This window comes from Streptomyces paromomycinus (assembly GCF_003865155.1).
Lineage (GTDB): Bacteria > Actinomycetota > Actinomycetes > Streptomycetales > Streptomycetaceae > Streptomyces > Streptomyces chrestomyceticus.
Genome location: NZ_BHZD01000001.1, coordinates 4,197,769 through 4,223,708 on the forward strand (window position 1 = coordinate 4,197,769; position 25,940 = coordinate 4,223,708).

Here is a 25,940-nt window from a genome sequence, read left to right on the forward strand (position 1 = left end):
ATGCCGACGGTCTCCCGCCCCCGCACGTCCCCCGCCCGCCCCCGTCTGCGCCTGGCCGCGCTCGTGCTGAGCGCCGCGCTCCTGGGGGCCGGAGCCCCCACCGCGTACGCGGCGTTGGCCGAGGAGGACCGGCCCGCGGCCACGGCCGCCGCCGCTCCCCGGAAGACCGTGGAAGGCCGTCCGTACATCGAGACCAGCCTTCTGTTCGGCACGGCCCGCCCGGACGGCGGCCCGCCGGTCACCGACAAGGAGTTCCACGCCTTCGTCGACGAGTTCGTCACGCCGCGCTTCCCCGACGGCCTCACCGTCCAGGACGGTTACGGCCAGTACCGCGACGCGCACGGCACGATCGAGCGCGAGCGCTCGTACGAGCTGATCCTCCTCTACCCCACCTCCCAGTCGGGCAGCGACAACCCCAAGATCGAGCAGATCCGCACCGCTTACATGAAGCGCTTCGGCCAGGAGTCGGTGGCCCGCATCGACGACCGGGCGAGGGTGGACTTCTGACGGGACGACAGCCCGCCTTCGGCCGGTTTTCGCCCCCTACTGTCCCTTGTCCTCCGCCAGAGTGTGCGCGACCAGCGCGTTGGCGTGCCCGTGCCCCATCCCGTGCTCACCCTTGAGCCAGCCGACCAGCTCCATGTGCTTGCTCAACGGCGACGCCCGCAGGAGCTCCTTCCACTCGGCTATCGGCCGTCCGTACTTCTTCTCGATCGACGGGAAGTAACTGGCCGGGCCCTTAACAGCGTTGTCAGTCATGAGCGAAGTCTGACAGCCACCACTGACAACGACTCTGACCTGCGCGGGGAGGAGGGCAAGCCGCTCAGGTTCCGGCTTGCCCCGGCCCGGATTCCGGTCCGGACGACCGGGCCGCCGCGCGGGTCAGCGGAAGTCGGCCGCGTGGTCCTGGGCCCACTGTGCGAAGGTGCGGGCCGGGCGGCCGGTGACCCGCTGGACGGTGTCGGTGATCGGCGGGGTGGTGCCGACGGTGGTGGCGAAGAGGCTGAAGAGTTCGAGCAGGGCTTCCTTGGGCAGGACCGGTGTCGCGCGTTCCTCGGCCACCTGCTCGGCGGGGGCCACCTCCAGGCGGGTCGGACGGCCGAGGACGCGGCCGATGTCGGCGACCTGTTCCGCCCTGGTGCGGGCCTCCGGGCCGGTGACCACGTACGCCTGGCCGTTGTGGGCGCCCGTACGGTCCAGGAGGGCCACCGCGGCGACGGCGGCGAGGTCGTCCTCGTGCACGGGCGAGGTGACGGCGTCCGGCAGCGGGTCGCGCACCACGCCGCTCTCCCGGATCTCCTCGGCCCACAGCAGCGCGTTGGCGGCGTAGGCGCCGCCCCGCACGAAGGTCCATTCCAGGCCGGAGGCCCGGACCGCGCGCTCGGCGACGCTGTGCATACGGGAGACGAAGTTGTCGTCGTCCTCCGGGCCGTCGGTGACGGCTATCGAGGAGTTGAGGACGATACGGCGCACGCCGGCCCGCACCGCCGCCTCGACGATCGCGGGGCCCGCGTCGCCGCCGCCTGCCGCCAGGTTGAGGAAGAGCGCGTCGGCGCCGCTCAGGGCCGGGCCGAGCGCGGCCGGGTCGGTGAGGTCCGCCCGTACCGTCTCGGCGCCGGAGGGCAGCCCGGCCCGCTCGGGGTCGCGGGTCAGGGCCCGTACGGAGGCTCCCTCCGCGAGCAGCCGCCCGACCAGTCTCCGGCCGATGTTGCCGGTGGCCCCGGTTACTACGATCATCGCTGCGCCCTTTCAGGTGGCGTGGTCCGCGTGTGACACAGGGGTGTCGCCACTGGTCAACGTCTGGCAGCAGCCGGAATTCCCGGGGAGCGGCGGTGCCACCGGCGGGTTCCGGCCAAGCGGACGGGACAAGCCCGCGTATACCTCACTTACCGCCAGTAGGACTTGCGTTCGAGGGTTGTCACCATGGTGGGATGGCCTGATGCGCATCCCCACACGCATACCCTCACCCTCCTCGAACCCCTCCCCCACACCGGACACCTCGGAATCACGGACAACAGCGGACATGGCCGGCAAGGACGCTGCTGGCAGCGGCGCCGGCACCGGTAACGGCGGTCACGAAGGCGACATGCACGACACCGCCCGGTTCGAGAAGATCAATCCGTATGCGGACCTGGCCGCCCTGGCCGATCCCGAGCCGGAGCCCGGCGCGGACGGGACGACGGGTTCCGCGCCCCTCACCCGGCGTACGTACCTCAACGAGCGCGACGACAGCGACGACCCGCTGGGCCTGGGCCTGCGCTCCGACGAGGACGACCCGCACGCCTGGAAACCGCCGAACCACCGCGGCCGCAAGCGCGGCATCCGCCGGTTCGCGGCGGTGTCGAAGACGGCGAAACTGCTGATCGCGGTCCTGGTGTGTGTGGCGTTCCTGGCACTGTCGGACCGGTTCGCCGTGCTGTACGCGCAGCAGAAGGCCGAGGAGCAGCTGAAGAACTCACTGCACCTGAACGCCAACCCGGAAGTCGACATCAAGGGCTTTCCCTTCCTGACACAGGTGCTCGGCAAGCGCCTCGACCAGGTGGATGTCTCCGTGCCCGACCTGGCGGCCGACCGGGTGTCGCTGGCCAAGGTCGAGGCGAGCGCGAAGGACGTACGGCTCGACGGCGACCTGCCCGCCTCCCTCACCGGCGCCACGGTCGGCACCATGAACGGCACCGTACTGCTGTCGTTCGACGACATGAACCGGGAACTGGGCGCCTCGCAGGTGCGGTTCAGCGAGCTGGGCCCCAACACCGTACGGGCGGTCGGGCAGCTGCCCATCGCCGGGCACGAGCTGCGCGTACGGGCGGAGGCGCACATCAAGCAGGCCGGGGACCGCGGGATCTCCACCGACATCAGCAAGATGCGCCTGGACATCGCCGACGTGGCCGTCTACCGGCCCGGCACCGGCAAGGAGGAGGGGCTGCGGCTGACCCGCAAGGCCGCTGCCGAGGTGAGCCGGCAGGCCGCCAAGGTGAAGTCGCTGCTGGGCGTGCCGGCCATCGCGGAGCGCCTGGGCATCCCGCAGCAGGCCATCGACGACGCGCTGCGCAACGAGAAGAAGCTGCACGAGCTGACCGGCGCGCCGCGCTTCATCGAGCAGCTGATGCAGGTCAACCTGGTCGATGTGGTGGTGGACCACCCGTGGCTGCTCCAGAAGATCGGCATCGACCCGAAGATCCTGGGCGCGCTGTCCGGGCTGACCAAGCCGCAGCTCGCCGACCGGCTGTCGCTGTCCTTCCGGCTGCCCGACACGCCCGGCGACGTGCGGCTGCGGGACATCTCCGTGGAGAAGGACGGCATCCGGGTGCACATCACCGGCTCCGGGCTGCCGATCGGCAGCGCGGCGAAGGGCAAGGGGAAGTAGGGGCGGGAGGGGCCGGTCCTCCGGGGCGGGGGGCGGTTGCCCGGCCCGGCCCCCGCCTCTCAGGCCCCGGGCAGGTCCGGCGGCGGAGTGCCCGCCCCCGGCAGGATCAGCACCGCCTCCGTGCCACCGCCCGGCGCCGCCCGGAGTTCGACGGTGCCGCCCGCCTGGTAGGCCGTACGGGCCACGATCGACAGCCCGAGGCCGCTGCCCGGCAGGCTGCGGGCGGACGGCGAGCGCCAGAAGCGTTCAAACACGTGCGGCAGTTCCTCTTCCGGGATGCCGGGGCCGTGGTCGCGTACCCGCAGCTCGCCCTTGTGCAGCGCGACCTCGACGGCGCCGTCCGCCGCGCTGAACTTGACCGCGTTGTCCAGCAGGTTGACCACCGCGCGCTCCAGGGCCGCCGGTTCACCCCGTACGTACCAGGGGTCCACCTCGGCGGTGATGTCCAGGGAGGGGCCGCGCAGCCGGGCGCGGCGCAGGGCGGATTCCACGATGTCGTGCAGCGCGGCGACCGGTACCGAGGCGCCGCCGCCCGGCCCGGAGTCCGGTGTGCGGGAGAGTTCCTGGAGGTCGCCGATGAGCGCGGCCAGTTCGCCCATCTGCGCCTTGACCGAGGTCAGCAGCGCCTGTTTGTCCGCGGCGGGCAGTTGTCTGCCGGACTGTTCGCTGCGTACCAGCAGGTCGATGTTGGTACGCAGCGAGGTGAGCGGCGTCCGCAGTTCGTGCCCGGCGTCCGCGATCAGCTGCTGCTGGAGGTCGCGGGAGGAGGCCAGCGCGGCGGTCATGGAGTTGAAGGAGCGCGAGAGGCGGGCGATCTCGTCCTCGCCCTCGGCGGGGATGCGGATCGTCAAGTCCTCCGTACGGGCGACATGTTCGACGGCTTCGGTGAGCCGGTCCACGGGTTTGAGGCCGGTCCGGGCCACCCACAGGCCCGCGGTGGCGGCGCCGAGGACGCCGACGCCGGTGACGATCAACAGGATCAGGGCGAGCTGGTTGAGGGGGTCGGTGACCGGGTCCATGGGGGTCGCCACGGAGATCGCGACCTGCGGGCCGAACCGGTCGGTCAGCGGGCCTCCGTAGGGGCGGGTGAGGACCCGCATCTCCTTGCCGTCGTCGGTCCGGGTGGTGTGGAAGCTCTGGTCGGACAGGCCCCTGGCCACGTTCACGTCCGACTGCTGCGCGGGGATGGCGGTCTTCGACCAGGAGGTGCAGACGTTGCCGTCGGGGGTCACGATCTGGATCGTGTAATCGGTGGGCACCGCCAGCCAGACGTCGCCGGGCAGCGAACCGGTGCACTTGTCGCCCATGGCCTTCACGATGCTGGCCGGTACGGACTGACTGGCCAGCGTCTCGTCCAGCTGCTCGGTCAGCCGGTCCCGCGTGACCACCCAGCAGGCGGCGGCCGAGGCGGCCACGGCCAGCGCGACGGCGACCGCGGTGAGCAGGGCCAGCCGGGAGCGGAGCGGCAGCATCCGGTAGCGGTGCACGACGCGCCCCTTCAGACGCCGCCACGCTCCGCCGTTCTGGGCGGACGGGTGGCTCATTCGGCGCCGCCCTCGGAGCGCAGCACGTACCCGACGCCGCGCACCGTGTGCACCAGCCGCGGTTCGCCGCCCGCCTCCGTCTTACGGCGCAGGTACATCACGTACACGTCGAGGGAGTTGGAGGTCGGTTCGAAGTCGAAGCCCCAGACGGCCTTGAGGATCTGCTCACGGGTGAGCACCTGGCGCGGGTGCGCGAGGAACATCTCCAGCAGGGTGAACTCGGTACGGGTCAGCTCGACCTGCCGCCCGCCGCGGGTCACCTCCCGCGTCGCCAGATCCATCCGCAGGTCGGCGAAGGTCAGCGCGTCGCCCTCGGCGGGCTGCGCGCCGGCGGCCGCCGCGTACGAGCTGCGGCGCAGCAGCGCACGGATACGGGCCAGGAGTTCGTCCAGTTCGAAGGGTTTGACGAGGTAGTCGTCGGCGCCCGCGTCCAGGCCGGTGACCCGGTCGCCGACCGTGTCGCGGGCGGTCAGCATCAGGACCGGTACGGTCACGCCGCTCGCCCGCAGCCGCCGGGCGGCGGTCAGTCCGTCCATCCGGGGCATCAGCACGTCCAGCACGATGAGTTCGGGGTCGTAGGAGGCGACCTTCTCGACCGCGTCGAGTCCGTCGACGGCCTGCTCGGTCGCGTAGCCCTCGAAGGCGAGGGAACGCTGCAGCGCCTCCCGGACGGCCGGCTCGTCGTCGACGATCAGGATGCGGGCGGGCTGGTCACCGTGCTCGGCGGGACTCATCGCTGTGACTACCTCGGGTGTGGGTGTGGGCGGCTGACCGGGGATTCCGCGGTCCAGCATGTCAGCCTCGCACGCCGGCGGCCGGGGTACGTCGCTCGGCACGGTCTCGTCGGTGGTCCGCACGGCGCCCGGTGCGCGGGGGACGGCGCCGGGGTGTGCGGGCGCGCCGGTCATCTCCGGGCGGCGGCCCGGGACGGCCGGGCCGTTGCCGCCGCGGTGCCCCGCTGGGGGCGCGGCCGGGCGGCCGCCGCGACCTCCGTGGGGCGCACGGTGCGGGCCGGGCGCACCCGGGCGTCGGCCTCGGCCAGGTCGCGGGCCAGGTCCAGGTCGGCGGGCCCGGTACGGGCGTCCGCGCCGTGGTCGACGGTCAGCACGCCCGCGCTGTGCCGCTTCTCGCCCGCGCTCCAGGCGATGACGGCGGCGACGGCACGGCGGGCGCGGTGGACCGGGACGGTGATCTTGCTGGTCATGGGGGTCCTCTCGTGCGTGCGGTGCGGGGCGGGGGAAGGGGGAGGGAGCCGCCGGCTCAGCTGTTGCTGCTGCCGCCCGCCCGCAGGTTGGCGAGGTCCGCCTTGACGGTGTTGATCGGGATGGCGAAGCCGAGGCCGACGCTCCCCGCCGAGCTGCTGCCCTGTGCGGAACTCGGCGAGTACATGGCCGAGTTGATGCCGATGACCTGGCCCTTCATGTCGATCAGCGCGCCGCCGGAGTTGCCGGGGTTGAGCGCCGCGTCGGTCTGGATGGCCTTGTACGTGGTCTTCGACCGGCCGGTGTCGCCGTTGTACTGGTTGCCGCCGAACTCGAACGGCCAGCCGGGGCCGCCCTGCTGCGGCTGCCGCTCCTGGCCGTCGTCCTTGGGGACCGTCACATCGCGCTTGAGGGCGGAGACGATGCCGCTGGTGACCGAGCCGGTGAGCCCTTCGGGGGAGCCGATGGCCACGACCTCGTCGCCGACCGCCAGGTTGTCGGAGTTGCCCAGCGAGGCGGTGGTGAGGTTCTTGGCGCCCTTGACCTTGATCAGGGCCAGGTCCTTGTCCGGGTCGGTGCCCACCACGTCGGCCTGCTTCTTGGTGCCGTCGCTGAAGGTGACCTCGACCGAGGAGGCGCCGGCCACCACGTGGTTGTTGGTGACGATCTCGCCGTCCGGGGTGATGACCACGCCGGAGCCGGTGGACTCGCCGCTCGCCGTCCGCGCCTTGATCTCGACTATCGCCGGGGTGACGGCCTTGGCCACCGCGGAGACGCTGCCGCTGCTCTTGGCGGAGCCCGCGTTGACGGCCGGGGTGGTGGTGTTGGTCTGCGGCCGGTCCGTGGCGCTGCCGATGAGGGCGGCGCTGCCGCCGCCGATCAGACCGGAGGCGAGCGCCACGGCGGCGATCAGCGCGACGGGGCGGCGGGCCCGGCGGCGCGGCGCGGGGGTGCCGGTGCCGTCGGGGCCTTCCGGACCGCCCGGCCCGCCCGAGTCGCCCGAGCCGCCGAAACCGGCGGTGCCGCCGGGGCCCGCGGGGGTGCCGGCCGCCGGCTGCGGTGCGGCGTACGGCGGGTGGGGCGGCGGGGCCGGGTAACCCGTCCCGCTCGTCCCGCCCTGCGCCTGCGGCCCGTGGGCGTAACCCTGGTACTGAGGAGTCTCGTCGCCGCTGCGGCGGTAGGTTTCGGTCATGTACCCGACTGTGCGAGCTGACCATGAGAACCGTCTGAGAACGCCCTGAGAGGCCCGACAGAAGTAGGTATGCCCGGTGTAAGGAAGATCAGCTGCGGGCGGCGCGCTCGGCGGCCGGCACCGCACCCGCGGCGGCCGGGCCGCAGCCGCACGAACCCCGGACCACCAGCCTGGCCGGGAACAGCCGCAGCCGCTCGCGCCGCGACCCGACCACCCGCAGGCCGTCGTCCAGCACCAGGTCGACCGCCGCCCGCGCCATCGCCTCCCGGTCGGAGGCGACCGTGGTCAGCGGCGGGTCGGTCAGCGCCGCTTCCTTGACGTCGTCGAATCCGGCCACGGCCAGTTCGCCCGGTACGTCGATGCGCAGTTCGCGGGCGGCCCGCAGGACGCCGATCGCCTGGTCGTCGGTGGCGCACATGATGGCCGGCGGCCGGTTCGGGCCCGCCAGCAGGTCCAGCGCGACCTGATAGGCGTCGTAACGGTTGTACGGCGCGTGGAAATAACGCCCTTCGAGCGACTTTCCGGACTCCTCCATCGCCCGGCGCCAGCCCTCCAGGTGATCGGTCACCGGGTCGCCGGACTTCGGGGTCTCCTCCGTGCCGCCGAGGAAGGCGACGTACGGATGGCCGTGCTCCAGCAGATGCCGGGTCGCCAGCTGCGCGCCGCCGACGTCGTCCGTCATCACGGCCACGTCGTCGATGGCGTCCGGCCGCCGGTGCAGCAGCACCACCCGGGCGTCCCAGGCGTCGATCTCGGCCGCCGCGTGCTCGCTGGGCCCCTGGCTGATCAGGATCAGCCCGGCCACCCGCATCCCCAAGAAAGCGCGCAAATAGTGCACTTCGCGCTCGTCGAGATAGTCGGCGTTGCCGACCAGGACCATCTTTCCGCGCTCGGCGGCAGCCTGCTCGACGGCGTGCGCCATCTCCGCGAAGAACGGCTGCCGGGTGTCCGGCACGATCAGTCCTATGAGGTCCGTGCGCCGGGACGCCATCGCCTGGGCGACCCGGTCCGGGCGGTACCCCAGCTCCTTGATCGCGGCGAGCACCCGCTCGCGCGTGGCCGGGGCGACCGGCCTCGGTCCGTTGTTGATGACGTAACTCACCACGGCGGTCGAGGTACCCGCCAGTTTTGCCACATCATCCCGCGTCACCTTGGCCACGCGCGGCAGTCTACGCGGGTGGCCTCAGCCCTTGGCAGGCCGAGCCACGGCGGCTTCCCTCCCGGCACCGGCGTGCGAGGGCGCGGAACGGCGCACGCCCGCGCCCGCGCCGTCCTCCGGGCCGTCGCCGTTCGCCGCCGCCCGGCCGCCGCGCTTGCCCTGCGGCTCCTTGTCCTCCGCCGCGCGCTCGGGCTTCTCCGGCGTGACGAAGCGGTAGCCGACGTTGCGTACGGTGCCGATCAGCGACTCGTGCTCGGGGCCCAGCTTCGCCCGCAGCCGCCGGACGTGCACGTCCACGGTGCGGGTGCCGCCGAAGTAGTCGTAGCCCCAGACCTCTTGGAGCAGCTGGGCGCGGGTGAAGACCCGGCCCGGGTGCTGCGCCAGGTACTTGAGCAGCTCGAACTCCTTGAAGGTCAGGTCCAGGACCCGGCCCTTGAGCTTGGCGCTGTAGGTCGCCTCGTCCACCGACAGATCACCGTTGCGGATCTCCATCGGGCTGTCGTCGACGGTGATCTGCTGGCGCCCCATGGCCAGCCGCAGCCGGGCCTCGACCTCAGCCGGGCCCGCGGTGTCGAGCAGTACGTCGTCGATGCCCCAGTCCGCGGTGACGGCGGCCAGGCCGCCCTCGGTCACCACCAGCACGAGGGGACAGCCGGGTCCGGTGGACCGCAGCAGCTGGCACAGCGACCGTACGTGCGGCAGGTCGCGCCGCCCGTCGATCAGTATGACGTCGGCCCCGGGGGTGTCCACCAGGGCCGGGCCCTCGGCGGGGGCGACCCGCACGCTGTGCAGCAGCAGGCCGAGCGCGGGGAGCACCTCCGTGGAGGGCTGGAGGGCGTTGGTCAGGAGCAGCAGCGAGCTCATCGCCGATCACCCGCCCGGGTCCCGGCCGGCCGTTTACTGCCCTTCGTGTCCTGCACGCTTCGCTCGCCCATTACGTCTGGTTCCTCCTCGGTCCCTGCGAACGGGGCCCCTCCCATGCCCGCTCCTGGCCATGGGGGCGTATGCGGCACTGCTTCGTACGGGTGGCTCCCGGGTCCCGTTCAGGGCCCCGTGGAGCGCCGGTGTGCTCATCCGCGCGTGAACGCGGGTGAAAGCACAAAAGGACCCGGGGGCAACGCTGCCCGGATCCTTCTTGCCCAGCAGAATAGCCCACATGACTTCCGGACCCGAGGCGGATTTTGCGCGATCTTGTGTTCCGTCGATCACTTCGAGTGGCCGGCGCACGACGTTGTTGACGGCGGACGGGGTCCGGATCGACGCCGTCCACACGCCTTCGCGCGCCCCCTCGGGCACCCCTGCGGACGGCCTGGCCGTCGTCCTCGCGCACGGCTTCACCGGGGCACTGGAGCGGCCCGCGCTGCGCCGGGCGGCCGCGGTCTTCGCCCAGCGTGCGGGCGTGATCACGTTCTCCTTCCGCGGCCACGGGCGGTCCGGCGGGCGCTCCACGGTCGGTGACCGCGAGGTGCTGGACCTGGCCGCGGCGGTGGGCTGGGCGCGCGCCCTGGGCTACCGCCGGGTCGCGACCGTGGGCTTCTCCATGGGCGGCTCGGTCGTGCTGCGGCACGCCGCGCTGTACGGAGGGGCGCGCGAGGGGCGCACGGATGCGCATACCGACACGGTGGTGTCGGTGAGTGCTCCCGCGCGGTGGTTCTACCGCGGTACGGCCTCGATGCGCAGGCTGCACTGGGTGGTGACGCGGCCCACGGGGCGCCTGGTGTCCCGCCTGGGGCTGCGCACCCGTATCCACCCGGAGGACTGGGACCCCGTACCGCTCTCCCCCGTGGCGGCCGTCCCCCGCATCGCACCCACCCCGCTGCTCGTCGTGCACGGCGACCGGGACCCGTACTTCCCGCTGGATCACCCCCGGATGCTCGCCGCGGCCGCCGACCCGGCGACCAGCGCGCTGTGGCTGGAGCCCGGCTTCGGCCACGCGGAGAACGCGGCGCCCCGGGAGCTCCTCGAACGGATCTCGGCCTGGACGGCCGAACGGGTGGCGGAACAGGCGGCGTGAGCACGGCGGCGGCCCGTACCGGGAGAGGTACGGGCCGCCGTCAGGTGTACGTACGGGCCGCCGGCAGGTACGTACGCACCGCCGGCCGGGCTTCAGACGCGGGCGCTCACTCCGCCTCCGCCAGCGGCTCCGCGAACTGCGCCGCGTACAGCTTCGCGTAGGCGCCGTCCGCCGCCAGCAGCGCGTCGTGCGTGCCCTGCTCCACGATCGCGCCGGACTCCATGACCAGGATCAAGTCCGCGTCACGAATGGTGGACAGCCGGTGCGCGATCACGAAGCTGGTGCGGCCGGTGCGCAGCTGCGCCATGGCGTGCTGGATCAGCACCTCGGTACGGGTGTCGACCGAGCTGGTGGCCTCGTCCAGGACCAGGATCGCCGGCTCGGCGAGGAACGCCCGGGCGATGGTGATCAGCTGCTTCTCGCCCACCGAGACGTTGGCGCCCTCGTCGTCGATGACGGTGTCGTACCCGTCGGGCAGGGTCCGCACGAAGCGGTCCACGTGGGTGGCCTTCGCCGCCTCGACGATCTTGTCCATCGAGGTGCCCTCGGGAGCGCCGTACGCGATGTTCTCCGCTATCGACCCGCCGAAGAGCCAGGTGTCCTGGAGGACCATGCCGATGTGGGAGCGCAGCTCCTCCCGGGTCATCGACTGGATGTCCACGCCGTCCAGGGTGATCCGGCCGCCGCGCACCTCGTAGAACCGCATCAGCAGGTTGACCAGCGTGGTCTTGCCGGCGCCGGTCGGACCGACGATCGCCACCGTCTGGCCCGGGTGGACGGCCAGCGACAGGTCCTCGATGAGCGGCTTGTCGTCCTCGTAGCGGAACGAGACGTCCTCGAAGACGACATGGCCGCTGACGTGCTCCGGGCGCTGCGGCCGGGCGGCGTCCGGCTCCTGCTCCTCGGCGTCCAGCAGCTCGAAGACCCGCTCCGCCGAGGCGACGCCGGACTGCACCATGTTGGCCATCGAGGCGACCTGGGTGAGCGGCTGGCTGAACTGCCGGGAGTACTGGATGAACGCCTGCACGTCGCCGATGGACAGCGCGCCGGAGGCGACGCGCAGACCGCCGACGACCGCCACCAGGACGTAGTTCAGGTTGCCGATGAACATCATCGCGGGCTGGATGATCCCGGAGATGAACTGGGCCTTGAAGCCCGCCTCGTACAGCGCCTCGTTCTGCTTGCCGAACAGCTCGGCGGACTCCTTCTGGCGGCCGAAGACCTTCACCAGGGAGTGGCCGGTGTACATCTCCTCGATGTGCGCGTTGAGCTTGCCGGTGGTCTTCCACTGCTGCACGAACTGGGGCTGCGCCCGCTTGCCGACCTTGGTGGCGACGAGGACCGAGACCGGCACCGTGACCAGCGCGACCAGGGCCAGCAGCGGCGAGATCCAGAACATCATCGCCAGCACGCCGACGATGGTCAGCAGCGAGGCGACGATCTGGCTCAGGGTCTGCTGGAGCGTCTGCGCGATGTTGTCGATGTCGTTGGTGGCGCGGGAGAGGACCTCGCCGCGCGGCTGCTTGTCGAAGTAGCGCAGCGGCAGCCGCGCCAGCTTCTCCTCCACCTCCTCGCGCATCCGGAAGACGGTCCGCTGCACGACGCGGGTGGCGATCCGGGCCTGTACGAAGCCGAAGAACGCGGCGCCGAGGTAGATCAGGAAGACCCACAGCAGGACCACGCCGACGGCCCCGAAGTCGATGCCCAGGCCGGGCACGACCGGCATCGTGCCGAGCATGTCGGCCAGCCCGTTCTCGCCCTGCGCTCGCAGGTGGGCGACGGCCTCGCCCTTGCTGATGCCGCCGGGCAGCTGCCGCCCGACGACGCCCGCCATGATCAGGTCGGTGGCGTGGCCGAGGACCTTGGGGGCGACCACGTTCAGCGCGACGCTGAGCAGGCCCAGCGCCAGCGCCACCCAGATGACCGCCCGCTCGGGCTTCATCTGCCGCAGCAGCCGCAGGCTGGAGCCCTTGAAGTCCATGACCTTTTCGGTGGGCTGGCCGCCCATCATGCGCGCGGGCCCGGCGGCCGGCGCGGGGCCGCGCTGCTGCGGCGCCTTCTGGCTGCTCACGCCGCCTCCTGCTCGGTGAGCTGGGACAGGACGATCTCCCGGTAGGTCTCGTTGTCCGCCATCAGCTCGGTGTGCGTGCCGGTGCCGACCACCCGGCCCTCGTCCAGGACGACGATGCGGTCGGCGCCGCGGATCGTGGACACGCGCTGGGCGACGATGACGACGGTGGCCCGGCCGGTCTCCCGGGCCAGCGCGGCCCGCAGCGCGGCGTCCGTGGCGTAGTCCAGGGCCGAGAAGGAGTCGTCGAAGAGGTAGATCTCCGGCTTGCGGACCAGCGCCCGCGCGATGGCCAGGCGCTGCCGCTGCCCGCCGGAGACGTTGCCGCCGCCCTGGGCGATCGGCGCGTCCAGGCCGTCCTCCATGCGTTCGACGAAGTCCCGGGCCTGCGCGGTCTCCAGCGCGTGCCACAGTTCCTCGTCGGTGGCGTCCGGGTTGCCGTAGCGCAGGTTCGTGGCGACGGTCCCGGAGAAGAGGTACGGCTTCTGGGGTACGAGGCCGATGGCGGTGGCCAGCGTCTCGGGGGCAAGGGTGCGCACGTCCACGCCGTCCACCAGGACCGTGCCGCCCGTCGCGTCGAACAGCCGCGGCACCAGCCCGAGGAGGGTGGACTTGCCGCTGCCGGTCGAGCCGATGACGGCGGTGGTCTCGCCGGGGCGGGCGACCAGCGAGACGTCCTTGAGGACCGGCTCCTCGGCGCCCGGGAAGCGGAACTCGACGTTCCGCAGTTCCAGTTCGCCGTGCCGGCGCAGCTCGGTGACCGGCTGCTCCGGCGGGGTGACGCTGGTGTCGGTGGCCAGCACCTCCTGGATGCGCTCGGCGCAGACCTCGGCGCGCGGCAGCATCATCACCATGAACGTCGCCATCATGATCGACATGAGGATGTACATCAGATAGCTGAGGAAGGCGGTCAGCGCGCCGATCTGCATCCCGCCGCTGTCGATACGGTGCCCGCCGAACCACACGACGGCCACGCTCGACACATTCACCACCAGCATGACCAGCGGGAACATCAGCGACATCAGCCGGCCGGCGCGCAGCGACACGTCGTACAGGTCGTGGTTGGCGCCGGCGAAACGCTCCCGCTCGTACCCGTCCCGGACGAAGGCCCGGATGACCCGGATGCCGGTGATCTGCTCGCGCAGCACCCGGTTGACGGTGTCGATACGATCCTGCACCCCGCGGAACACCGGCCGCAGCCGCCGGGTGACCAGCGACACCAGGATCGCCAGGACCGGGACGATGACCAGGATCAGGCCGGACAGCGGCACGTCCTGGTTGAGCGCCATCACCACACCGCCGACGCACATGATGGGCGCCGCCACCATCATCGTGAACGTCATCAGGACCAGCATCTGGACCTGCTGCACGTCGTTGGTGGTCCGGGTGATCAGGGACGGCGCGCCGAACCGGCCCACCTCGCGGGAGGAGAAGGACTGCACCCGGTCGAAGACCGCGGCCCGGATGTCACGGCCCAGTGCCATGGCCGTGCGGGCGCCGAAGTAGACGGCGCAGACCGAGCAGGCGATCTGCAGCAGGGTCACGGCGATCATGACGCCGCCGAGGCTCAGGATGTAGCCCATGTCCCCCTTGACGACACCGTTGTCGATGATGTCGGCGTTCAGGGTGGGCAGGTAGAGGGTGGCCAGCGTCTGGACGAGCTGGAGCAGCACGATCAGGGATATGGGGCGCATGTGGGGCCGCAGATGCGCCCGCGCCAATCGGACCAACACTGTTCGAGCCTATGCGAGCCCTTGCCCGCGGCAATCGAATTTCCCTGTACCACTTGAACGGAGCAGGAGGTTTTGCCAGAACTTGTCCGGACAGCCGCCGAAGTTGCCCGGAACGGCACCCGCCGCGGCGTACGCCATCATGGAGGCCTCTGACGACGCACGACGAACGACGATGAAGATGAAGAGGCCGCCGTGACAACAACTGGCACCGTGCGCTACTGGGCCGCGGCGAAGGCCGCCGCCGGCACCGCTGAGGAGCCGTACGCGGCGGCGACACTCGCCGAGGCACTGGCCGCGGCACGCGAGCGGCACGCCGCGAACCCCGAGTTCGCCCGCGTCCTGCTGCGCTGCTCGTTCCTGGTGGACGGCGACCCGGTCGGCGGCCGCGACCACGCGGCCGTCCGGCTGGCCGAGGGCGGCACCGTCGAGGTCCTGCCGCCGTTCGCGGGAGGATGAGCGAGACCATGAGCGAGAACCAGCCGCAGCATCCGTACGGGTCCTACGACCCGTACCAGCCCCAGGACCAGCGGCAGCAGCCGCAGCAGCCCGCGGGCGATCCGCAGGCGCCGTACGACGCGCAGGCTTCCTACGGGTCCGGCGACGCGTACGGGACGCCGGCCCCGCAGCCGTACGGCGGTCACGGCGGCACGTACGGCCAGGCGCAGGCGCCGCAGCAGGGCTACGGGCAGCAGCCGCAGCAGCAGCCGTACGAGCACCAGGCATACGGAACCCCGCCGTACGGCCAGCAGCAGCCCCCGCAGCAACACCCCCAGCAGACCTACGACGCGTACGGGCGGCCGCAGCAGAGCGCCTGGCCCGCAGCGGCCGGACAGCAGCAGCAGACGGGCCAGTACGGGCAGCAGGGCCAAACCGGTCAGTCCGGCCAGTACGGGCAGCAGGGGCCGGCCGGCCAGTACGGGCAGCAGGGCCAGGCCGGCCGGTCCGGCCAGTACGCCACTGGGCCGGACGGCCGTCCCGCCTACGGGCAGCCCTCGGCCGGAGCGGCCTCGTACGGTTCCGACGCCTACGCCACGGGCGACGACCGGGACGGCCCGCAGACCCAGACCTGGACGGCGCCGACCTGGGACACCAGCGTCCAGCTGCCCGTCGTGGGCGGCCCGGACCCGGCGGGCCCCGGCCCGTCCGCACCGGACCGGTCCGCCGAGGAGACCGCGTACCTGCCGAAGCAGACCCCAGAACCGGCCGCAGCCGCCCGCGCCCCGCAGCCGCAGCCCCGGACGCAGCACCGGCACCGGGCCGCGCCGGAGCCCGAGCGGTCCGCGGACGGGCCCGCGCCCGACCTGTCGCGGCTCGCGCCCAACCAGCGCGCCCGCGCCGAGGGCCGCTCGCCGATCATTCCGCCCGGCCTGCAGCCCGCCGCCCTCACCGCCGTCCTGGCCCTGCTCCTCGCCCTCGCCGCGCCACTGCCCCGGGCGGCCCTGGCGGTGCCGGTGGTGATCCTCCAGGCCGTCACCGCCGCCGGCTGGTTCCGCCTCAACGGCATGTGGCCCGCCCGGCAGGGCATCGCCCTCGCCTTCCTGGCGGGCGTGACCACCGACATCGCGCTGCTGGCCACCGATCGCGACCAGGCGCCCGTGGTCGCCATCGGCACCCTCGGCGTCTGGTGCCTGTTCATCCTGATCCTCCAGCTGCGCAACCGCAGCAGCGCGGACGAGCGGATGTACGCGCTGACCGCCGGCCTCACCTCCACCGCCCTGGTGGTCCTGGCCGCCGGGCAGCTGGCCGCCACGTCGCACGCCGTGACGGTGGGCTGCGCCGCGGTCGCGGTGACCGCCCTCGCCCGCGCGCTGCCGCTGCCGTCGGCCGCCTCCCTGGTCGTCGCCCTGCTCGGCGGCGCCGGCGCGGGCATCGCGGCCGGCCAGCTCACCGGCCTGGGCGCGTCCGGCGCCCTGCTGGGCCTGGTCGCCGGCGGCTGTGCCCTGGTCGGCCTCCGGGTGGCCAGCTACGACTACCCGTCCCGCTTCGTGCACATGACGGCGGGCGTCGCCCTGCCGCTGACGCTGGCGGCCCCGGCCATCTACGTGCTGGGACGGGCGCTGGCCTAAGAGGCGGCTGTCGTGGGCGGGCCCGGTGGCGATCACGGGCCCGCCCTCGGCCGACCGGATCAATCCGTGACGGGCAGACACTCGGCGAGCAGGGCGACGACGTCACGCCAGGCTCGCTCTGCGTGCCGTGGGTGGTGGCCGACGCCGGGACGCACGGTGTGGTCGACCGATGGATGGTGAAAGGCGTGCAGGGCTCCCCCGTACACCACGAGGCGCCAGTCGACGCCCGCGGCCTGCATCTCCGCGGTGAACGCGTCCCGTTGGGCGGGCGGCATGACCGGGTCTTCCGACCCGACCCCGGCCCATACCGGGCAGCGAATGCGAGCCGCCTCGCCCGGTCGGCCCGTGGTCAGTGCGTTGACGGTCCCGATCGCGCGCAGGTCGACACCATCGCGACCGAGTTCCAGTGCGATCGCGCCCCCGGTGCCGTAGCCGACGGCGGCGATCCGGTCGGGGTCGGCCCGTGGTTCGGCACGCAACACGTCGAGCGCGGCATGACCGATTCCCCGCATCCGGCCGGGGTCGGCGAGCAGCGGCATGCAACGGGCCAGCATTTCCTCCGGGTCCTCCACATAGCGTCCGCCGTGGAGGTCGAAGGCCAGCGCCACGTACCCCAGCTCGGCCAGCGCCTCGGCCCGGCGGCGCTCGACATCGCTGAGCCCCGTCCCCTCGGGCCCGATCAGGACCGCGGGCCGGCGCTCGGCACCGGCCGGGAGCGCGAGGTGTCCGATCATCGTCAGGCTGTCGGCCGGATATTCGACCGTACGGGTGGTGATCGTCGTCATGCGACTGGACGGTAATGGCCGTCTCGCCCGCTCGGGGCGGCGTTCACCGATGGCAGACAGCGGTCTGTCCCGACCACAGCACCCGGACGCGGCACCCTCCGGTCGGCAGACGCTCGAATGACGACAGTGCTGACGACAGTCGTGGCGACAGACATGACGACAGACATGACGACGGTTTCGACCGGCGTTCAATGCACCCGGTGATTCCCGGGCCTGACGGCGACTCGGGTCGACGAGGGCGACACCATGCACATCTCCGCGACGTACCGCCTCGTGCGCGGCAAGCGGCACATCCTCGACGTACTCGGAGTCCTGCACCGCGACCAGGGGGGCGGCCGTACGGCGCGAGCAAGGCTGCCCCCTGCGCGTCAGCGCCGCCCCCGCCGTGCACCGCCGGTTCCTCGCCCACCGTCGGCCGCTCGACGGCGGCCAGGGCGCCCCGGCGGCTCCAGCCCAGCACGAGGCGCGCCGTGAGGCCCGCCGCGAGTACGAGAGCCCAGTCAGCCGCCGCACGCCCTGACCACGATCATTCTCAGCGCCGACCGCTGTACCGACGTCTCCCGAGGCCGACGTCCCCCGCAGCCGAAGTCCCCCGCAGCCGATGTCCCCCGAGGCCGACATCCCCGAGGCCGGCGTCGGCTGCGCGCCATACGGGGCGCGCCCACACATTCCCCCACCGGGGGCTTACCCAGGCGTAGCCGCACCGAAGCTCATGCGGCGAGACACAGCGGGACACCCCGGCCACGAGCCTCCGGACACCCCGGCCACGAGCCTCGGAACGCCCCCGCCACGAGCCTCCGGACACCCCGGCCACGGGCCGGAAAAGACACCTTCCCCGGTGGTCCGGTTAGGCTCGCACGCATCCGACCGGGGGCCTGACCCGGAAAAACCGGGCCGATTTCGGCCCCACGCCTGGGGGTAGTGGTTCGATGCGCGCACTGCGAGTGCTGTTGGTGATCGTCGTGATACTCGGCGGCCTGTTCGTGGCCGCCGACCGGATCGCGGTGAACTTCGCCGAGGACAAGGCCGCTGACAAGATCCGCAGCAGCCAGGGCCTGGACCGTACGCCGGAGGTGTCCATCACCGGCTTCCCGTTCCTGACCCAGGTCGCGGGCCGCAGCCTGGACCAGGTGGACGCCAAGATCGACGGGCTGAACGCCACCGCCGAGGGCCACACGCTGCGTATCCAGGAACTGTCGGCGCAGTTCCACGACGTCAAGCTGACCAGCGACTACACCTCGATCGAGAGCGCCGCGAGCGCCACCGGCGAGGCCCGGATCTCGTACGCGGACCTGACCACCGCCTCGGGCAAGAACGTCAAGGTGAGCTACGGCGGCGAGAAGAACGGCAAGAGCCAGGTGAAGATCTCCCCGAACCTGCCGAACCTGCCGATGCTGAACTCGCTGGAGGTCACCGGCTCGGTGAGCATAGTGAACGGCGACACCGTCCGGCTGCGCGCCGACACCCTCCCGGCCCTGTGCTCCCAGCTGTCCGCCTGCCGCAACCAGGTCCGCGCGCAGACCGACCACGAGTGGAAGCTGAACCGGCTGCCCGGCGGCCTGAAGCTGGACAAGGTGGTCTCCACGCCGGAGGGCATCTCGATCTCGGCCAGCGGCAAGGACGTCAAGCTGCCCGGTTGATCCGTCCGGGACACCGCCCGGTTGATCCGTCCGGGGCACCGGCCGGCCGGGGCTGTCCCACCCCCGGCCCCGGAACGGGGCGAACCGCCACGAACCACCCGGGCGTCCGCACACTGAGACATCCCGTCCCGCACGCCAGACTCCGACCGGCGTGCGGGCCCCGCCGGTCCGGCCCGCACGCCCCTCGCACCACCCGTCCGTACCGCCATACGGACCGACACGTCTCAGCATCCGACACGCCGGTGACACGTCCCGCCGCGCCTCCCTACGATCGGTCGCATGCAGAGCTCTCTGAGCGGTTCCCGTTCGCGGGGACAGGCGAACCTCACGAAGCGGCGGGCAGTCGACCTGTGCCGCGTCGCCGCCATGCTCTGTCGCCCTGCCTGACGGGCGGCCTCTTCCCCCGTCTCCGCCCGGCCCGCTGAGGCCACCTGCCACTTCCCCACGCAGCGCCGCGTCCCGTGCCGCAGCGCGCGCCGGCGTACGCGTGCCCCGTAACTGCCCCGGAGGAGAACAACATGAGCCGTAGCGACGTCCTGGTGGACGCCGACTGGGTCGAGGCCCACATCGACGACCCGAAGGTGGTCATCGTCGAGGTCGACGAGGACACCTCGGCCTACGACAAGAACCACATCAAGAACGCCGTCCGCATCGACTGGCAGAAGGACCTCCAGGACCCGGTACGCCGCGACTTCGTCGACCAGGCGGGCTTCGAGAAGCTGCTCTCCGGGAAGGGCATCGCCAACGACGACACCGTCGTCCTCTACGGCGGCAACAACAACTGGTTCGCCTCGTACGCGTACTGGTACTTCAAGCTCTACGGCCACGACAGCATCAAGCTGCTCGACGGCGGCCGCAAGAAGTGGGAGCTGGACTCCCGCGATCTGGTCGACGGCTCGCAGGTGCCGAACCGTCCGCAGACCGACTACAAGGCGAAGGCCCAGGACACCTCCATCCGCGCCTTCCGGGACGACGTCGTCGCCGCGATCGACAACCTGAACCTGGTCGACGTGCGCTCCCCCGACGAGTTCAGCGGCAAGCTGCTCGCCCCGGCGCACCTGCCGCAGGAGCAGTCGCAGCGCCCCGGCCACGTGCCGAGCGCCCGCAACATCCCGTGGTCGAAGAACGCCAACGACGACGGCACCTTCAAGTCGGACGACGAGCTCAAGGCGCTCTACGAGACCGAGAACGTGGACCTGGCGAAGGACACCATCGCCTACTGCCGCATCGGTGAGCGCTCGGCGCTCACCTGGTTCGTGCTGCACGAGCTGCTCGGCCAGTCCAACGTCAAGAACTACGACGGTTCCTGGACCGAGTACGGCTCGCTGGTCGGCGTGCCGATCGAGCTCGGCGCCGCCAAGTAGGCGCACCGGCGCAGTTCCGCCGCAGCACCGCCGCAGCACCTCCCCGTATCACCCCTCAACTCACCAAGGACGACTCATATGTGTGGAGCAAAGGCCGGCGGCCCGGACGCTTCGACCATCAAGCCGGGCGAGACCACGATCCAGGGCAGCGTGACCCGCGACGGCCAGCCCGTCTCCGGTTACGTGCGCCTGCTGGACAGCACCGGCGAGTTCACCGCCGAGGTCCCCACCTCGGCGACCGGACAGTTCCGCTTCTACGCGGCCGAGGGCACCTGGACGCTGCGCGCCCTGGTCCCGGGCGCGACCGCGGACCGTACCGTCGTCGCGCAGCACGGCGGTCTCGCGGAGGTCGCCATCGCCGTCTGACGGCGGTACGAGTACGTACGCGCGTACGGCCGACGGGCCGCACCCCAGGGGGTTGGACGCCTTGGCCGGGGTGCGGCCCGCCGCGCTTCCCAGCCACCCCGGCCGGATCTACGGTGGAAGCATGTCCGCGCACCAGCGTCCGCCCGCGCAGCGCCGGCACCGCCGGTACTTCGCCCTGATGGGCGTGTGTCTTGCCCTCTTCGTCCTGGCGTGGGGCGTGGTACGGCTGTGGTCCGTGCCGGCGGCGGTGGCGATGTGTGTGGTCGCCATGGTCATCCCGCCGTTCGCGGCGATCATCGGCAACCGGCGGGAGCCGGGTGAGCGCTGGTGGGACGAGTCGGGCGACCCGGAGTCGGACCGGTGGTGGCGGGAGATCGACGATCACGGTCCGGGGCCGGGCTCCGGGTCCGGGTCGGACTCCGGCCGTCGCTGAGCCGCGCCCTGGGCCGTCGCTGAGCCGCACCCTGGGCCGTAGCTGAGCCACGCCCCGGCCCGCCGCGCCCTCAGTAGACGAGCGCCTGCACCCCGTCCGGCATGACCTCGCTCACGAAGACCTGCGCCCCGGCGATCCGGGCCCCCTCGATGAGGTCCTTCTCCTCGATGTCCCGGCGGGCCGCGCACTGCGTGCACACGGTGATCGTGCCGCCGCCCGCCACGATCGAGTCGATCAGGTCCGGCAGCGGCGCCGCGTGCGGCAGCTCGAACTCCGCCGCGCGCCCCGGCAGCGCGAACCACGCCGACTCCCCGGTCAGCCACAGCGAGACGTGCACCCCGCTGGCCACGGCCACCGCCGCCACCGTGAACGCCTGCGAGCACCGCTCGGGGGCGTCCGCCCCCGCCGTCACCTTGATCACCAGCTTCTTCGCCATACGGCCACTTTAGAGCCCTTGCCAACGCAACCATTCGGCCCCGTAGTTGGTCAGCTGTCCGACCAACACACGATCTTTACTGGGGGCCGCGTGCAGCCGGACCGTCCTGACCAGCCACCATCCCGCCCGGGGTCATGGCGCCGATTAGCGCGCCGTGCGGGCCGTACCCGTCCGCTGATCGCCCTGGGCGCCGCACTCGGCGTCGTCGGCGGCGTGGCCACGGGCTACGCCGTCCAGTACGGGCGGCCGCCGACGCCGCTGCCGCCGTTGGCCGCGGGCGTCTCGGCGCAGCCGGCGCAGGCGACCGGGGACGCGGCGCCGCGCCGCGTGGCCGCGCCGTGGTCCGACGGTGACCTGGACCTGCTCCTCGCGCCACGCCCGGAAGACGCGCGGCCGCAGATGTCCGGCAATCCGCGGCTGCGGCTGGACAGGTTCGCCGCGGGCTACACCGAGCCCGCCGAAGTGTTCAAAGGGCTGGCCAAAGGCGGCTTCCAGCGGGCCGTGCACGACATCTGGTGCCTCGGCAGCCTCACGGTCCGGACCGATCTCGTCCAGTTCCGCGACATGTGGGACGCGGGCGCCGCGCGGTACGTGGAGGACGGGCAGGGATTCGACGTGACCCAGCGCGCGCACAAGGTGAAACTGGCCGGGACCCCCACCGGTGCGCTGTTCGTGGAGGCGGAGGCGCGGGAGTTCCCGGACAGCGTGCCCCTGTACACCGCCCGCGCGCTGGCCCGGCGCGGCACGGTCGTCATGGACATGGCCTTCCAGGACACCAAGCCCCTCGACGAGGCCGCCCTGCGCCGCCTGGCCCAGCGACAGCTCGACCAGCTCATGAAGGCTCCGGCCCAAGCCCCGCCCCGCGCCATCGGCGATCCGCCGGTCACCGGCGCGGGAGCCGCCGCGCTCCGCACCGAGCTGCTGCCCGCCCCGGGAGGGCCCGCGTACGGGCCCGATCCGGGCTCCTTCCGCAACGACAGCGCGGTCGGCGCCGAGCAGTCCGAACTGCTGGCGCGTCAGTTGTCCGGATGGCTGCCTGCCGGGCGGCGGGACGCGTTCTTCTCCGCGCTGCGGCGCCGGGGCGTCGTCGAGTCGGCCGTACGGACGTACCGGGTGCCCGGCCAGATCCTGGAGGTGCAGCTGTTGCGCCTGAAGCCGGGCGGCGCGGACGGCCTCCCTGCCGCCGTCGCGGGCGACGGAGTACGTACCGGGCCGAGCGTGCCGGGCCACCCCGGAGCACACTGCGTCCTGCCCGAGGAGTCCGGCGCGAGAGGCATGGCATCGATGCTGTGCGCCGGTGAAGTGCGGGACCGCCTGGTCGTCCTGACCGCTTACGGGCCCGAAGGGCTGGACACCTCGCACGGGGTCCGGCACCTGTCCCGGCAGCTCCGACGGGCCGGCACGCACGGAGGCACCGCATGACCGACGCCAGCTCCCTGACCGTGGACGGCGCCGGCCCGGCGGCCCCCGGCCCGGCGGACTCCGGCACCCCGCCTCTCGCCGGCCGCCCGCGCCGCCTCCGCCGGGTGCTGCCCCGCGTCGCGGCGGCCGTCGTGGTCTGCGGCCTCCTCGGCACCGGCATCGCCTACGGGATCACCTCGGCCGACCGTACCGGCCTGCCCGGTCTGGGCACGCCGGGCGACGGCCGCTGGCCGTACCCCGAACAGCACCGGCCGCCGCTCCCCCCGGGAGCGCCCGCCCCCTTCGCGAAGACGCCCGACGCCATCGGCGGTCCCCCCGGCGTCCACCACGCCGACCTCGGCGGGTTGCGCCTGACCGCCCCCGAGGGCGCCACGGTGGACCTCGACGAGACCGGCGGGCAGGACGCGCCGGACACCGTCGCCTTCACCGCGGAATATGAGGCTCCGGACGGCGACCTGCTGCGACGGCACCTGGCCGAATACGCTCCGCGCCGCACCGCCTCCCGTGGCTGGACCATGCCGGACGGCACCCGGGCCCGGGTGCACATGATCCAGTTCGAGAGCGCGGCGGTGGTCCAGTACTTCCGGCTGACGGCGCTGAACGACTGGAAGGGCACGGTCGTCAACGTGCGGGACGCGCGGACCGTCGTACGGGACGAGGATTACGGCAAAGCCGTGCCGGAGCGGCCGGGCGACTCCGCCAACCCCGACGGCGGGGCGGAGGTGTACCGGCAGACCGGTTCCGAAGGCGGCCGCTCCGTGCGCTACGCCTACCTCTTCACCGGCGACACCCTCGCCCTCCTCATCCACTCCCGCCCCGGCAGCACCGTACCGACGGCCTTCTACCAGTCCGTCGCCCTCCAACAGCAGCTCCTGAGCTGAACCGGCGGCGCCGGGGGTCCCGGGGGCGTCAGGCGCCCGGGACACCCGTCAGGCGCCCGGCGGGACCGACCTCACAGCGCCGCCACCGAGCACGCCGACTAGACTCGCTCCCGGTCCGTAACACCTCACTCCGTCCGAGGAGCGCGCTCGTGCTTGAGGCAGTCTTCACCACCCTGCTCGTCCTGGTCGCCGTCGGCGTCGTCGCCTTCGCCGGGCTGACCTGGAAGAAGCTGTACCAGGGCCAGCGCTAGAACCCCAGATCCTTTCCCCGACACAGATCGCCTGAGCTGATGATCGAGATCCCGTCCGACCTGAACCCGGCCCTCGTGCCCCTCGCCTTCCTGCTCGGCAACTGGGAGGGCGCCGGCGTCGCCGACTTCCCCGGTTCCGAGAAGTGCAACTTCGGCCAGGAGGTCACCTTCACGCACGACGGCCGTGACTTCCTCGAATACACCTCGCACAGCTGGGTGCTCGACGGCGAGGGCAAGAAGGTCGCTCCGCTGGAGACCGAGTCCGGCTACTGGCGCATCGACCAGGACCGCAAGGTCGAGATCGTGATGATCCGCGACGGCGGCGTCGCGGAGGTCTGGTACGGCGAGCTGGCCGACCAGAAGCCGCAGATCGACCTGGCCACCGACGCCGTGGCGCGGACCGCGGCCTCCGGCCCGTACAGCGGCGGCAAGCGCCTGTACGGGTACGTGAACAGCGACCTGATGTGGGTCGGCGAGAAGGCCACCCCCGAGGTGCCGCTGCGCCCGTACATGTCGGCGCACCTGAAGAAGGTCGTCGACCCGCGCGAGTGGGCCAAGGACATCAAGGACCTGCCGGACGACGGCATCGCGTTCTTCAAGTAGACCCCGACCGGTCCGCGCGCCAGCACGGACCGTCGCAGAGCGCCCCGCGGGGGAAGTCCGGTGAGAGTCCGGCGCTGACCCGCAACGGTGTGCGGAACCACGTGTTCCGCCAGCCCGATCACCCGTGGGGCGCCGGTTCCTGATCAACTCGCCGTGGACTGCGAGGGGACACCGCCGCGGGCCCCGCGCCACGCGCCGTCACCCCGGACCGTACGGACGCGGCCCGAGCCGAAGGCGTACGTTCCTTGGCCGCCCCAGCCCGTACCGCCGCCCCCGCCTCCGCAGCCGTCGGGCCCGACGGCGACCGGCCCCGTACCCGCTCGCCGCTGCCCACCGTGCCGCTGGCCGCCGGGCTCGCCCTCGTCCTGCTCGCCTCCCTGGTGTGCGGCGTCGGCCTCGGCGCCTCCGGTGTCGGATGGGGCGAGATGCTGCGCCACCTGGGCGCCGGGCTGAGCGGCGGCACCATCACCTCCGACGAGGTCTCCGCCTACACCATCGTGTGGGAGCTGCGCTTCCCGCGTACGCTCCTGGCCGCCGTCGTCGGCGCCGGGCTGTCCGCCATCGGCGTGGCCGTCCAGGCCCTGGTGCGCAACGCCCTCGCCGACCCCTTCGTGCTCGGCATCTCCTCCGGCGCCGCGGTCGGCGCCAACGCCGTCCTGCTCTTCGGCTCGCTGGCCGCACTCGGCGTCTGGGCCCTGTCCACCGCCGCCTTCGGCTCGGCGCTGCTGGCCATGGTGCTGGTCTACGCGGCGGCCCGCAGCGCGCACGGCCTGACCCCGCTGCGCCTGGTCCTGACCGGCTCCGCCATGTACTACGGCTTCTCCGCCCTCTCCACCCTGATGGTCTTCGCCGCCGACCGGGGCGAGGCGGCGCGGTCCGCCATGATGTGGCTGCTCGGCAGCCTCAGCGGGGCGGGCTGGGGCTCGCTGCCGGTCGCCGCGGTGGCGGTGGCCGGGGCGCTGCTGTACCTGATGCTCTCCGCGGGCCGCCTGAACGCGCTGGCCATGGGCGACGAGTCGGCCGCCGCGCTCGGTGTGGACCCCGGGCGGCTGCGCCGGGAGCTGTTCGCGGTCACCGCGGCCGTCACCGGCGCGGTGGTCGCGGTCAGCGGGGCGATCGGCTTCGTCGGGCTGATGGTGCCGCACGTGACGCGGATGCTGGTGGGCGCCGGGCACCGGCGGGTGCTGGCGGTGGCGCCGCTGCTGGGCGCGGTGCTGATGGTGTGGGTGGACATCCTGTCCCGGGTGCTGCTGGCGCCCGTCGAGCTGCCGGTCGGAGTGATCACCGCAGTGCTCGGCGTGCCGGCCTTCGTGCTGCTGATGCGGCGGCGCGGCTACACGTTCGGAGGCGGGGCCTGATGGGGTGCCTGATGCGGTGCCTGACACCGGGACACGGCAGTACGTACGGAGGCGGG

At 72.4% G+C, this 25,940-nt stretch carries 26 protein-coding genes; 14 read left to right on the top strand and 12 right to left on the bottom strand.

What is annotated here, in order from left to right:
• Nucleotides 1-507, top strand: coding sequence for a DUF3574 domain-containing protein (locus tag OEIGOIKO_RS17365; protein WP_125054829.1), 507 nt, complete (start codon nucleotides 1-3; stop codon nucleotides 505-507).
• Between the two features lie 36 nt (nucleotides 508-543).
• On the opposite strand, the gene OEIGOIKO_RS17370 is transcribed toward OEIGOIKO_RS17365, so the two are convergent.
• Nucleotides 544-759 (bottom strand): DUF4287 domain-containing protein, encoded by a 216-nt coding sequence (locus tag OEIGOIKO_RS17370; protein ID WP_125054830.1) that lies wholly within the window; start codon nucleotides 757-759, stop codon nucleotides 544-546.
• A gap of 123 nt (nucleotides 760-882) precedes the next feature.
• Nucleotides 883-1,737 carry an NAD(P)H-binding protein gene (locus OEIGOIKO_RS17375; RefSeq protein ID WP_125054831.1) on the bottom strand — a complete coding sequence of 285 codons (855 nt, stop codon included), beginning with the start codon at nucleotides 1,735-1,737 and terminating at the stop codon, nucleotides 883-885.
• Between the two features lie 202 nt (nucleotides 1,738-1,939).
• Here OEIGOIKO_RS17375 and OEIGOIKO_RS17380 point away from each other — a divergent pair, with 202 nt between their 5' ends.
• Entirely contained in the window at nucleotides 1,940-3,367 is a 1,428-nt protein-coding gene (locus OEIGOIKO_RS17380; RefSeq protein WP_125054832.1) for an LmeA family phospholipid-binding protein, read from the top strand.
• A 59-nt stretch (nucleotides 3,368-3,426) separates the two neighbouring features.
• On the opposite strand, the gene OEIGOIKO_RS17385 is transcribed toward OEIGOIKO_RS17380, so the two are convergent.
• The 6 genes from OEIGOIKO_RS17385 to OEIGOIKO_RS17410 form a co-directional block, all read right to left on the bottom strand.
• On the bottom strand, nucleotides 3,427-4,911 hold the full coding sequence (locus OEIGOIKO_RS17385) for a sensor histidine kinase (protein ID WP_125054833.1): 1,485 nt from the start codon (nucleotides 4,909-4,911) through the stop codon (nucleotides 3,427-3,429).
• Nucleotides 4,908-5,645: a response regulator transcription factor gene (locus tag OEIGOIKO_RS17390; RefSeq protein ID WP_125054834.1), complete on the bottom strand. Its 738-nt coding sequence runs from the start codon at nucleotides 5,643-5,645 to the stop codon at nucleotides 4,908-4,910. Before OEIGOIKO_RS17390 ends, OEIGOIKO_RS17385 begins: the two co-directional genes overlap by 4 nt.
• A 170-nt stretch (nucleotides 5,646-5,815) precedes the next feature.
• Entirely contained in the window at nucleotides 5,816-6,115 is a 300-nt protein-coding gene (locus OEIGOIKO_RS17395) for a hypothetical protein (RefSeq protein ID WP_125054835.1), read from the bottom strand.
• 56 nt (nucleotides 6,116-6,171) lie between these two features.
• Nucleotides 6,172-7,305, bottom strand: coding sequence for a S1C family serine protease (locus OEIGOIKO_RS17400; protein ID WP_125054836.1), 1,134 nt, complete (start codon nucleotides 7,303-7,305; stop codon nucleotides 6,172-6,174).
• Between the two features lie 88 nt (nucleotides 7,306-7,393).
• Nucleotides 7,394-8,464: a LacI family DNA-binding transcriptional regulator gene (locus tag OEIGOIKO_RS17405; RefSeq protein ID WP_125054837.1), complete on the bottom strand. Its 1,071-nt coding sequence runs from the start codon at nucleotides 8,462-8,464 to the stop codon at nucleotides 7,394-7,396.
• A gap of 24 nt (nucleotides 8,465-8,488) precedes the next feature.
• On the bottom strand, nucleotides 8,489-9,328 hold the full coding sequence (locus OEIGOIKO_RS17410) for a response regulator transcription factor (protein ID WP_125054838.1): 840 nt from the start codon (nucleotides 9,326-9,328) through the stop codon (nucleotides 8,489-8,491).
• Nucleotides 9,329-9,620: 292 nt separating this feature from the next.
• Between OEIGOIKO_RS17410 and OEIGOIKO_RS17415 the strand changes: the two genes are divergently transcribed.
• Nucleotides 9,621-10,478 carry an alpha/beta hydrolase family protein gene (locus OEIGOIKO_RS17415; protein ID WP_125054839.1) on the top strand — a complete coding sequence of 286 codons (858 nt, stop codon included), beginning with the start codon at nucleotides 9,621-9,623 and terminating at the stop codon, nucleotides 10,476-10,478.
• A 106-nt stretch (nucleotides 10,479-10,584) separates the two neighbouring features.
• Here OEIGOIKO_RS17415 and OEIGOIKO_RS17420 read toward each other — a convergent pair whose 3' ends face one another.
• Together OEIGOIKO_RS17420 and OEIGOIKO_RS17425 are read right to left on the bottom strand one after the other, a co-directional pair.
• On the bottom strand, nucleotides 10,585-12,486 hold the full coding sequence (locus OEIGOIKO_RS17420) for an ABC transporter ATP-binding protein (protein WP_246178040.1): 1,902 nt from the start codon (nucleotides 12,484-12,486) through the stop codon (nucleotides 10,585-10,587).
• Between the two features lie 59 nt (nucleotides 12,487-12,545).
• Complete coding sequence (locus tag OEIGOIKO_RS17425) at nucleotides 12,546-14,279, bottom strand: ABC transporter ATP-binding protein (protein ID WP_125054841.1); 1,734 nt, start codon at nucleotides 14,277-14,279, stop codon at nucleotides 12,546-12,548.
• Nucleotides 14,280-14,489: 210 nt separating this feature from the next.
• Between OEIGOIKO_RS17425 and OEIGOIKO_RS17430 the strand changes: the two genes are divergently transcribed.
• Together OEIGOIKO_RS17430 and OEIGOIKO_RS17435 are read left to right on the top strand one after the other, a co-directional pair.
• The gene (locus OEIGOIKO_RS17430) at nucleotides 14,490-14,735 is read left to right on the top strand and encodes a MoaD/ThiS family protein (RefSeq protein WP_030021040.1); all 246 of its coding nucleotides are present in this window, start codon (nucleotides 14,490-14,492) and stop codon (nucleotides 14,733-14,735) included.
• Between the two features lie 8 nt (nucleotides 14,736-14,743).
• A complete protein-coding gene (locus tag OEIGOIKO_RS17435) occupies nucleotides 14,744-16,345 on the top strand; it encodes a hypothetical protein (RefSeq protein ID WP_125054842.1) in 1,602 nt (533 codons plus the stop codon).
• 59 nt (nucleotides 16,346-16,404) lie between these two features.
• On the opposite strand, the gene OEIGOIKO_RS17440 is transcribed toward OEIGOIKO_RS17435, so the two are convergent.
• Entirely contained in the window at nucleotides 16,405-17,130 is a 726-nt protein-coding gene (locus tag OEIGOIKO_RS17440) for a dienelactone hydrolase family protein (RefSeq protein ID WP_125054843.1), read from the bottom strand.
• 929 nt (nucleotides 17,131-18,059) lie between these two features.
• On the opposite strand from OEIGOIKO_RS17440, the gene OEIGOIKO_RS17450 reads away from it, so the two are divergent.
• The 5 genes from OEIGOIKO_RS17450 (at nucleotide 18,060) to OEIGOIKO_RS17465 (ending at nucleotide 20,933) form a co-directional block, all read left to right on the top strand.
• Nucleotides 18,060-18,770 carry an LmeA family phospholipid-binding protein gene (locus OEIGOIKO_RS17450; RefSeq protein WP_125054844.1) on the top strand — a complete coding sequence of 237 codons (711 nt, stop codon included), beginning with the start codon at nucleotides 18,060-18,062 and terminating at the stop codon, nucleotides 18,768-18,770.
• 279 nt (nucleotides 18,771-19,049) lie between these two features.
• A complete protein-coding gene (locus OEIGOIKO_RS43945; protein ID WP_358974834.1) occupies nucleotides 19,050-19,157 on the top strand; it encodes an Ms5788A family Cys-rich leader peptide in 108 nt (35 codons plus the stop codon).
• Nucleotides 19,158-19,288: 131 nt separating this feature from the next.
• A complete protein-coding gene (locus OEIGOIKO_RS17455; protein WP_125054845.1) occupies nucleotides 19,289-20,134 on the top strand; it encodes a sulfurtransferase in 846 nt (281 codons plus the stop codon).
• Between the two features lie 78 nt (nucleotides 20,135-20,212).
• On the top strand, nucleotides 20,213-20,500 hold the full coding sequence (locus OEIGOIKO_RS17460) for a DUF1416 domain-containing protein (protein WP_125054846.1): 288 nt from the start codon (nucleotides 20,213-20,215) through the stop codon (nucleotides 20,498-20,500).
• A 121-nt stretch (nucleotides 20,501-20,621) separates the two neighbouring features.
• Nucleotides 20,622-20,933: a DUF3099 domain-containing protein gene (locus OEIGOIKO_RS17465; RefSeq protein WP_125054847.1), complete on the top strand. Its 312-nt coding sequence runs from the start codon at nucleotides 20,622-20,624 to the stop codon at nucleotides 20,931-20,933.
• Between the two features lie 70 nt (nucleotides 20,934-21,003).
• On the opposite strand, the gene OEIGOIKO_RS17470 is transcribed toward OEIGOIKO_RS17465, so the two are convergent.
• On the bottom strand, nucleotides 21,004-21,369 hold the full coding sequence (locus OEIGOIKO_RS17470) for a DsrE family protein (protein WP_030021046.1): 366 nt from the start codon (nucleotides 21,367-21,369) through the stop codon (nucleotides 21,004-21,006).
• Nucleotides 21,370-21,582: 213 nt separating this feature from the next.
• On the opposite strand from OEIGOIKO_RS17470, the gene OEIGOIKO_RS17475 reads away from it, so the two are divergent.
• From OEIGOIKO_RS17475 to OEIGOIKO_RS17490, 4 genes are all read left to right on the top strand, one after another.
• Nucleotides 21,583-22,791 (top strand): hypothetical protein, encoded by a 1,209-nt coding sequence (locus tag OEIGOIKO_RS17475; protein ID WP_125054848.1) that lies wholly within the window; start codon nucleotides 21,583-21,585, stop codon nucleotides 22,789-22,791.
• Nucleotides 22,788-23,672 carry a hypothetical protein gene (locus OEIGOIKO_RS17480; RefSeq protein WP_125054849.1) on the top strand — a complete coding sequence of 295 codons (885 nt, stop codon included), beginning with the start codon at nucleotides 22,788-22,790 and terminating at the stop codon, nucleotides 23,670-23,672. The genes OEIGOIKO_RS17475 and OEIGOIKO_RS17480 overlap by 4 nt, the downstream gene beginning before the upstream one ends.
• Nucleotides 23,673-23,962: 290 nt before the next feature.
• Nucleotides 23,963-24,526 (top strand): heme-binding beta-barrel domain-containing protein, encoded by a 564-nt coding sequence (locus OEIGOIKO_RS17485; RefSeq protein WP_031004957.1) that lies wholly within the window; start codon nucleotides 23,963-23,965, stop codon nucleotides 24,524-24,526.
• A 326-nt stretch (nucleotides 24,527-24,852) separates the two neighbouring features.
• Nucleotides 24,853-25,884 (top strand): FecCD family ABC transporter permease, encoded by a 1,032-nt coding sequence (locus OEIGOIKO_RS17490; protein WP_246178043.1) that lies wholly within the window; start codon nucleotides 24,853-24,855, stop codon nucleotides 25,882-25,884.
• Nucleotides 25,885-25,940 lie beyond the last annotated feature (56 nt).

Coding starts and splice junctions, on each gene's coding strand:
- OEIGOIKO_RS17365 (WP_125054829.1), top strand. CDS start 1: ATGCCGACGGTCTCCCGCCCCCGCACGTCCCCCGCCCGCCCCCGTCTG.
- OEIGOIKO_RS17410 (WP_125054838.1), bottom strand. CDS start 9,328: ATGAGCTCGCTGCTGCTCCTGACCAACGCCCTCCAGCCCTCCACGGAG.
- OEIGOIKO_RS17370 (WP_125054830.1), bottom strand. CDS start 759: ATGACTGACAACGCTGTTAAGGGCCCGGCCAGTTACTTCCCGTCGATC.
- OEIGOIKO_RS17390 (WP_125054834.1), bottom strand. CDS start 5,645: ATGAGTCCCGCCGAGCACGGTGACCAGCCCGCCCGCATCCTGATCGTC.
- OEIGOIKO_RS17440 (WP_125054843.1), bottom strand. CDS start 17,130: ATGACGACGATCACCACCCGTACGGTCGAATATCCGGCCGACAGCCTG.
- OEIGOIKO_RS17415 (WP_125054839.1), top strand. CDS start 9,621: ATGACTTCCGGACCCGAGGCGGATTTTGCGCGATCTTGTGTTCCGTCG.
- OEIGOIKO_RS17485 (WP_031004957.1), top strand. CDS start 23,963: ATGATCGAGATCCCGTCCGACCTGAACCCGGCCCTCGTGCCCCTCGCC.
- OEIGOIKO_RS43945 (WP_358974834.1), top strand. CDS start 19,050: ATGCAGAGCTCTCTGAGCGGTTCCCGTTCGCGGGGACAGGCGAACCTC.
- OEIGOIKO_RS17375 (WP_125054831.1), bottom strand. CDS start 1,737: ATGATCGTAGTAACCGGGGCCACCGGCAACATCGGCCGGAGACTGGTC.
- OEIGOIKO_RS17420 (WP_246178040.1), bottom strand. CDS start 12,486: ATGGGCGGCCAGCCCACCGAAAAGGTCATGGACTTCAAGGGCTCCAGC.
- OEIGOIKO_RS17380 (WP_125054832.1), top strand. CDS start 1,940: ATGCGCATCCCCACACGCATACCCTCACCCTCCTCGAACCCCTCCCCC.
- OEIGOIKO_RS17385 (WP_125054833.1), bottom strand. CDS start 4,911: ATGAGCCACCCGTCCGCCCAGAACGGCGGAGCGTGGCGGCGTCTGAAG.
- OEIGOIKO_RS17470 (WP_030021046.1), bottom strand. CDS start 21,369: ATGGCGAAGAAGCTGGTGATCAAGGTGACGGCGGGGGCGGACGCCCCC.
- OEIGOIKO_RS17400 (WP_125054836.1), bottom strand. CDS start 7,305: ATGACCGAAACCTACCGCCGCAGCGGCGACGAGACTCCTCAGTACCAG.
- OEIGOIKO_RS17465 (WP_125054847.1), top strand. CDS start 20,622: ATGTCCGCGCACCAGCGTCCGCCCGCGCAGCGCCGGCACCGCCGGTAC.
- OEIGOIKO_RS17395 (WP_125054835.1), bottom strand. CDS start 6,115: ATGACCAGCAAGATCACCGTCCCGGTCCACCGCGCCCGCCGTGCCGTC.
- OEIGOIKO_RS17450 (WP_125054844.1), top strand. CDS start 18,060: ATGCGCGCACTGCGAGTGCTGTTGGTGATCGTCGTGATACTCGGCGGC.
- OEIGOIKO_RS17480 (WP_125054849.1), top strand. CDS start 22,788: ATGACCGACGCCAGCTCCCTGACCGTGGACGGCGCCGGCCCGGCGGCC.
- OEIGOIKO_RS17435 (WP_125054842.1), top strand. CDS start 14,744: ATGAGCGAGAACCAGCCGCAGCATCCGTACGGGTCCTACGACCCGTAC.
- OEIGOIKO_RS17460 (WP_125054846.1), top strand. CDS start 20,213: ATGTGTGGAGCAAAGGCCGGCGGCCCGGACGCTTCGACCATCAAGCCG.
- OEIGOIKO_RS17455 (WP_125054845.1), top strand. CDS start 19,289: ATGAGCCGTAGCGACGTCCTGGTGGACGCCGACTGGGTCGAGGCCCAC.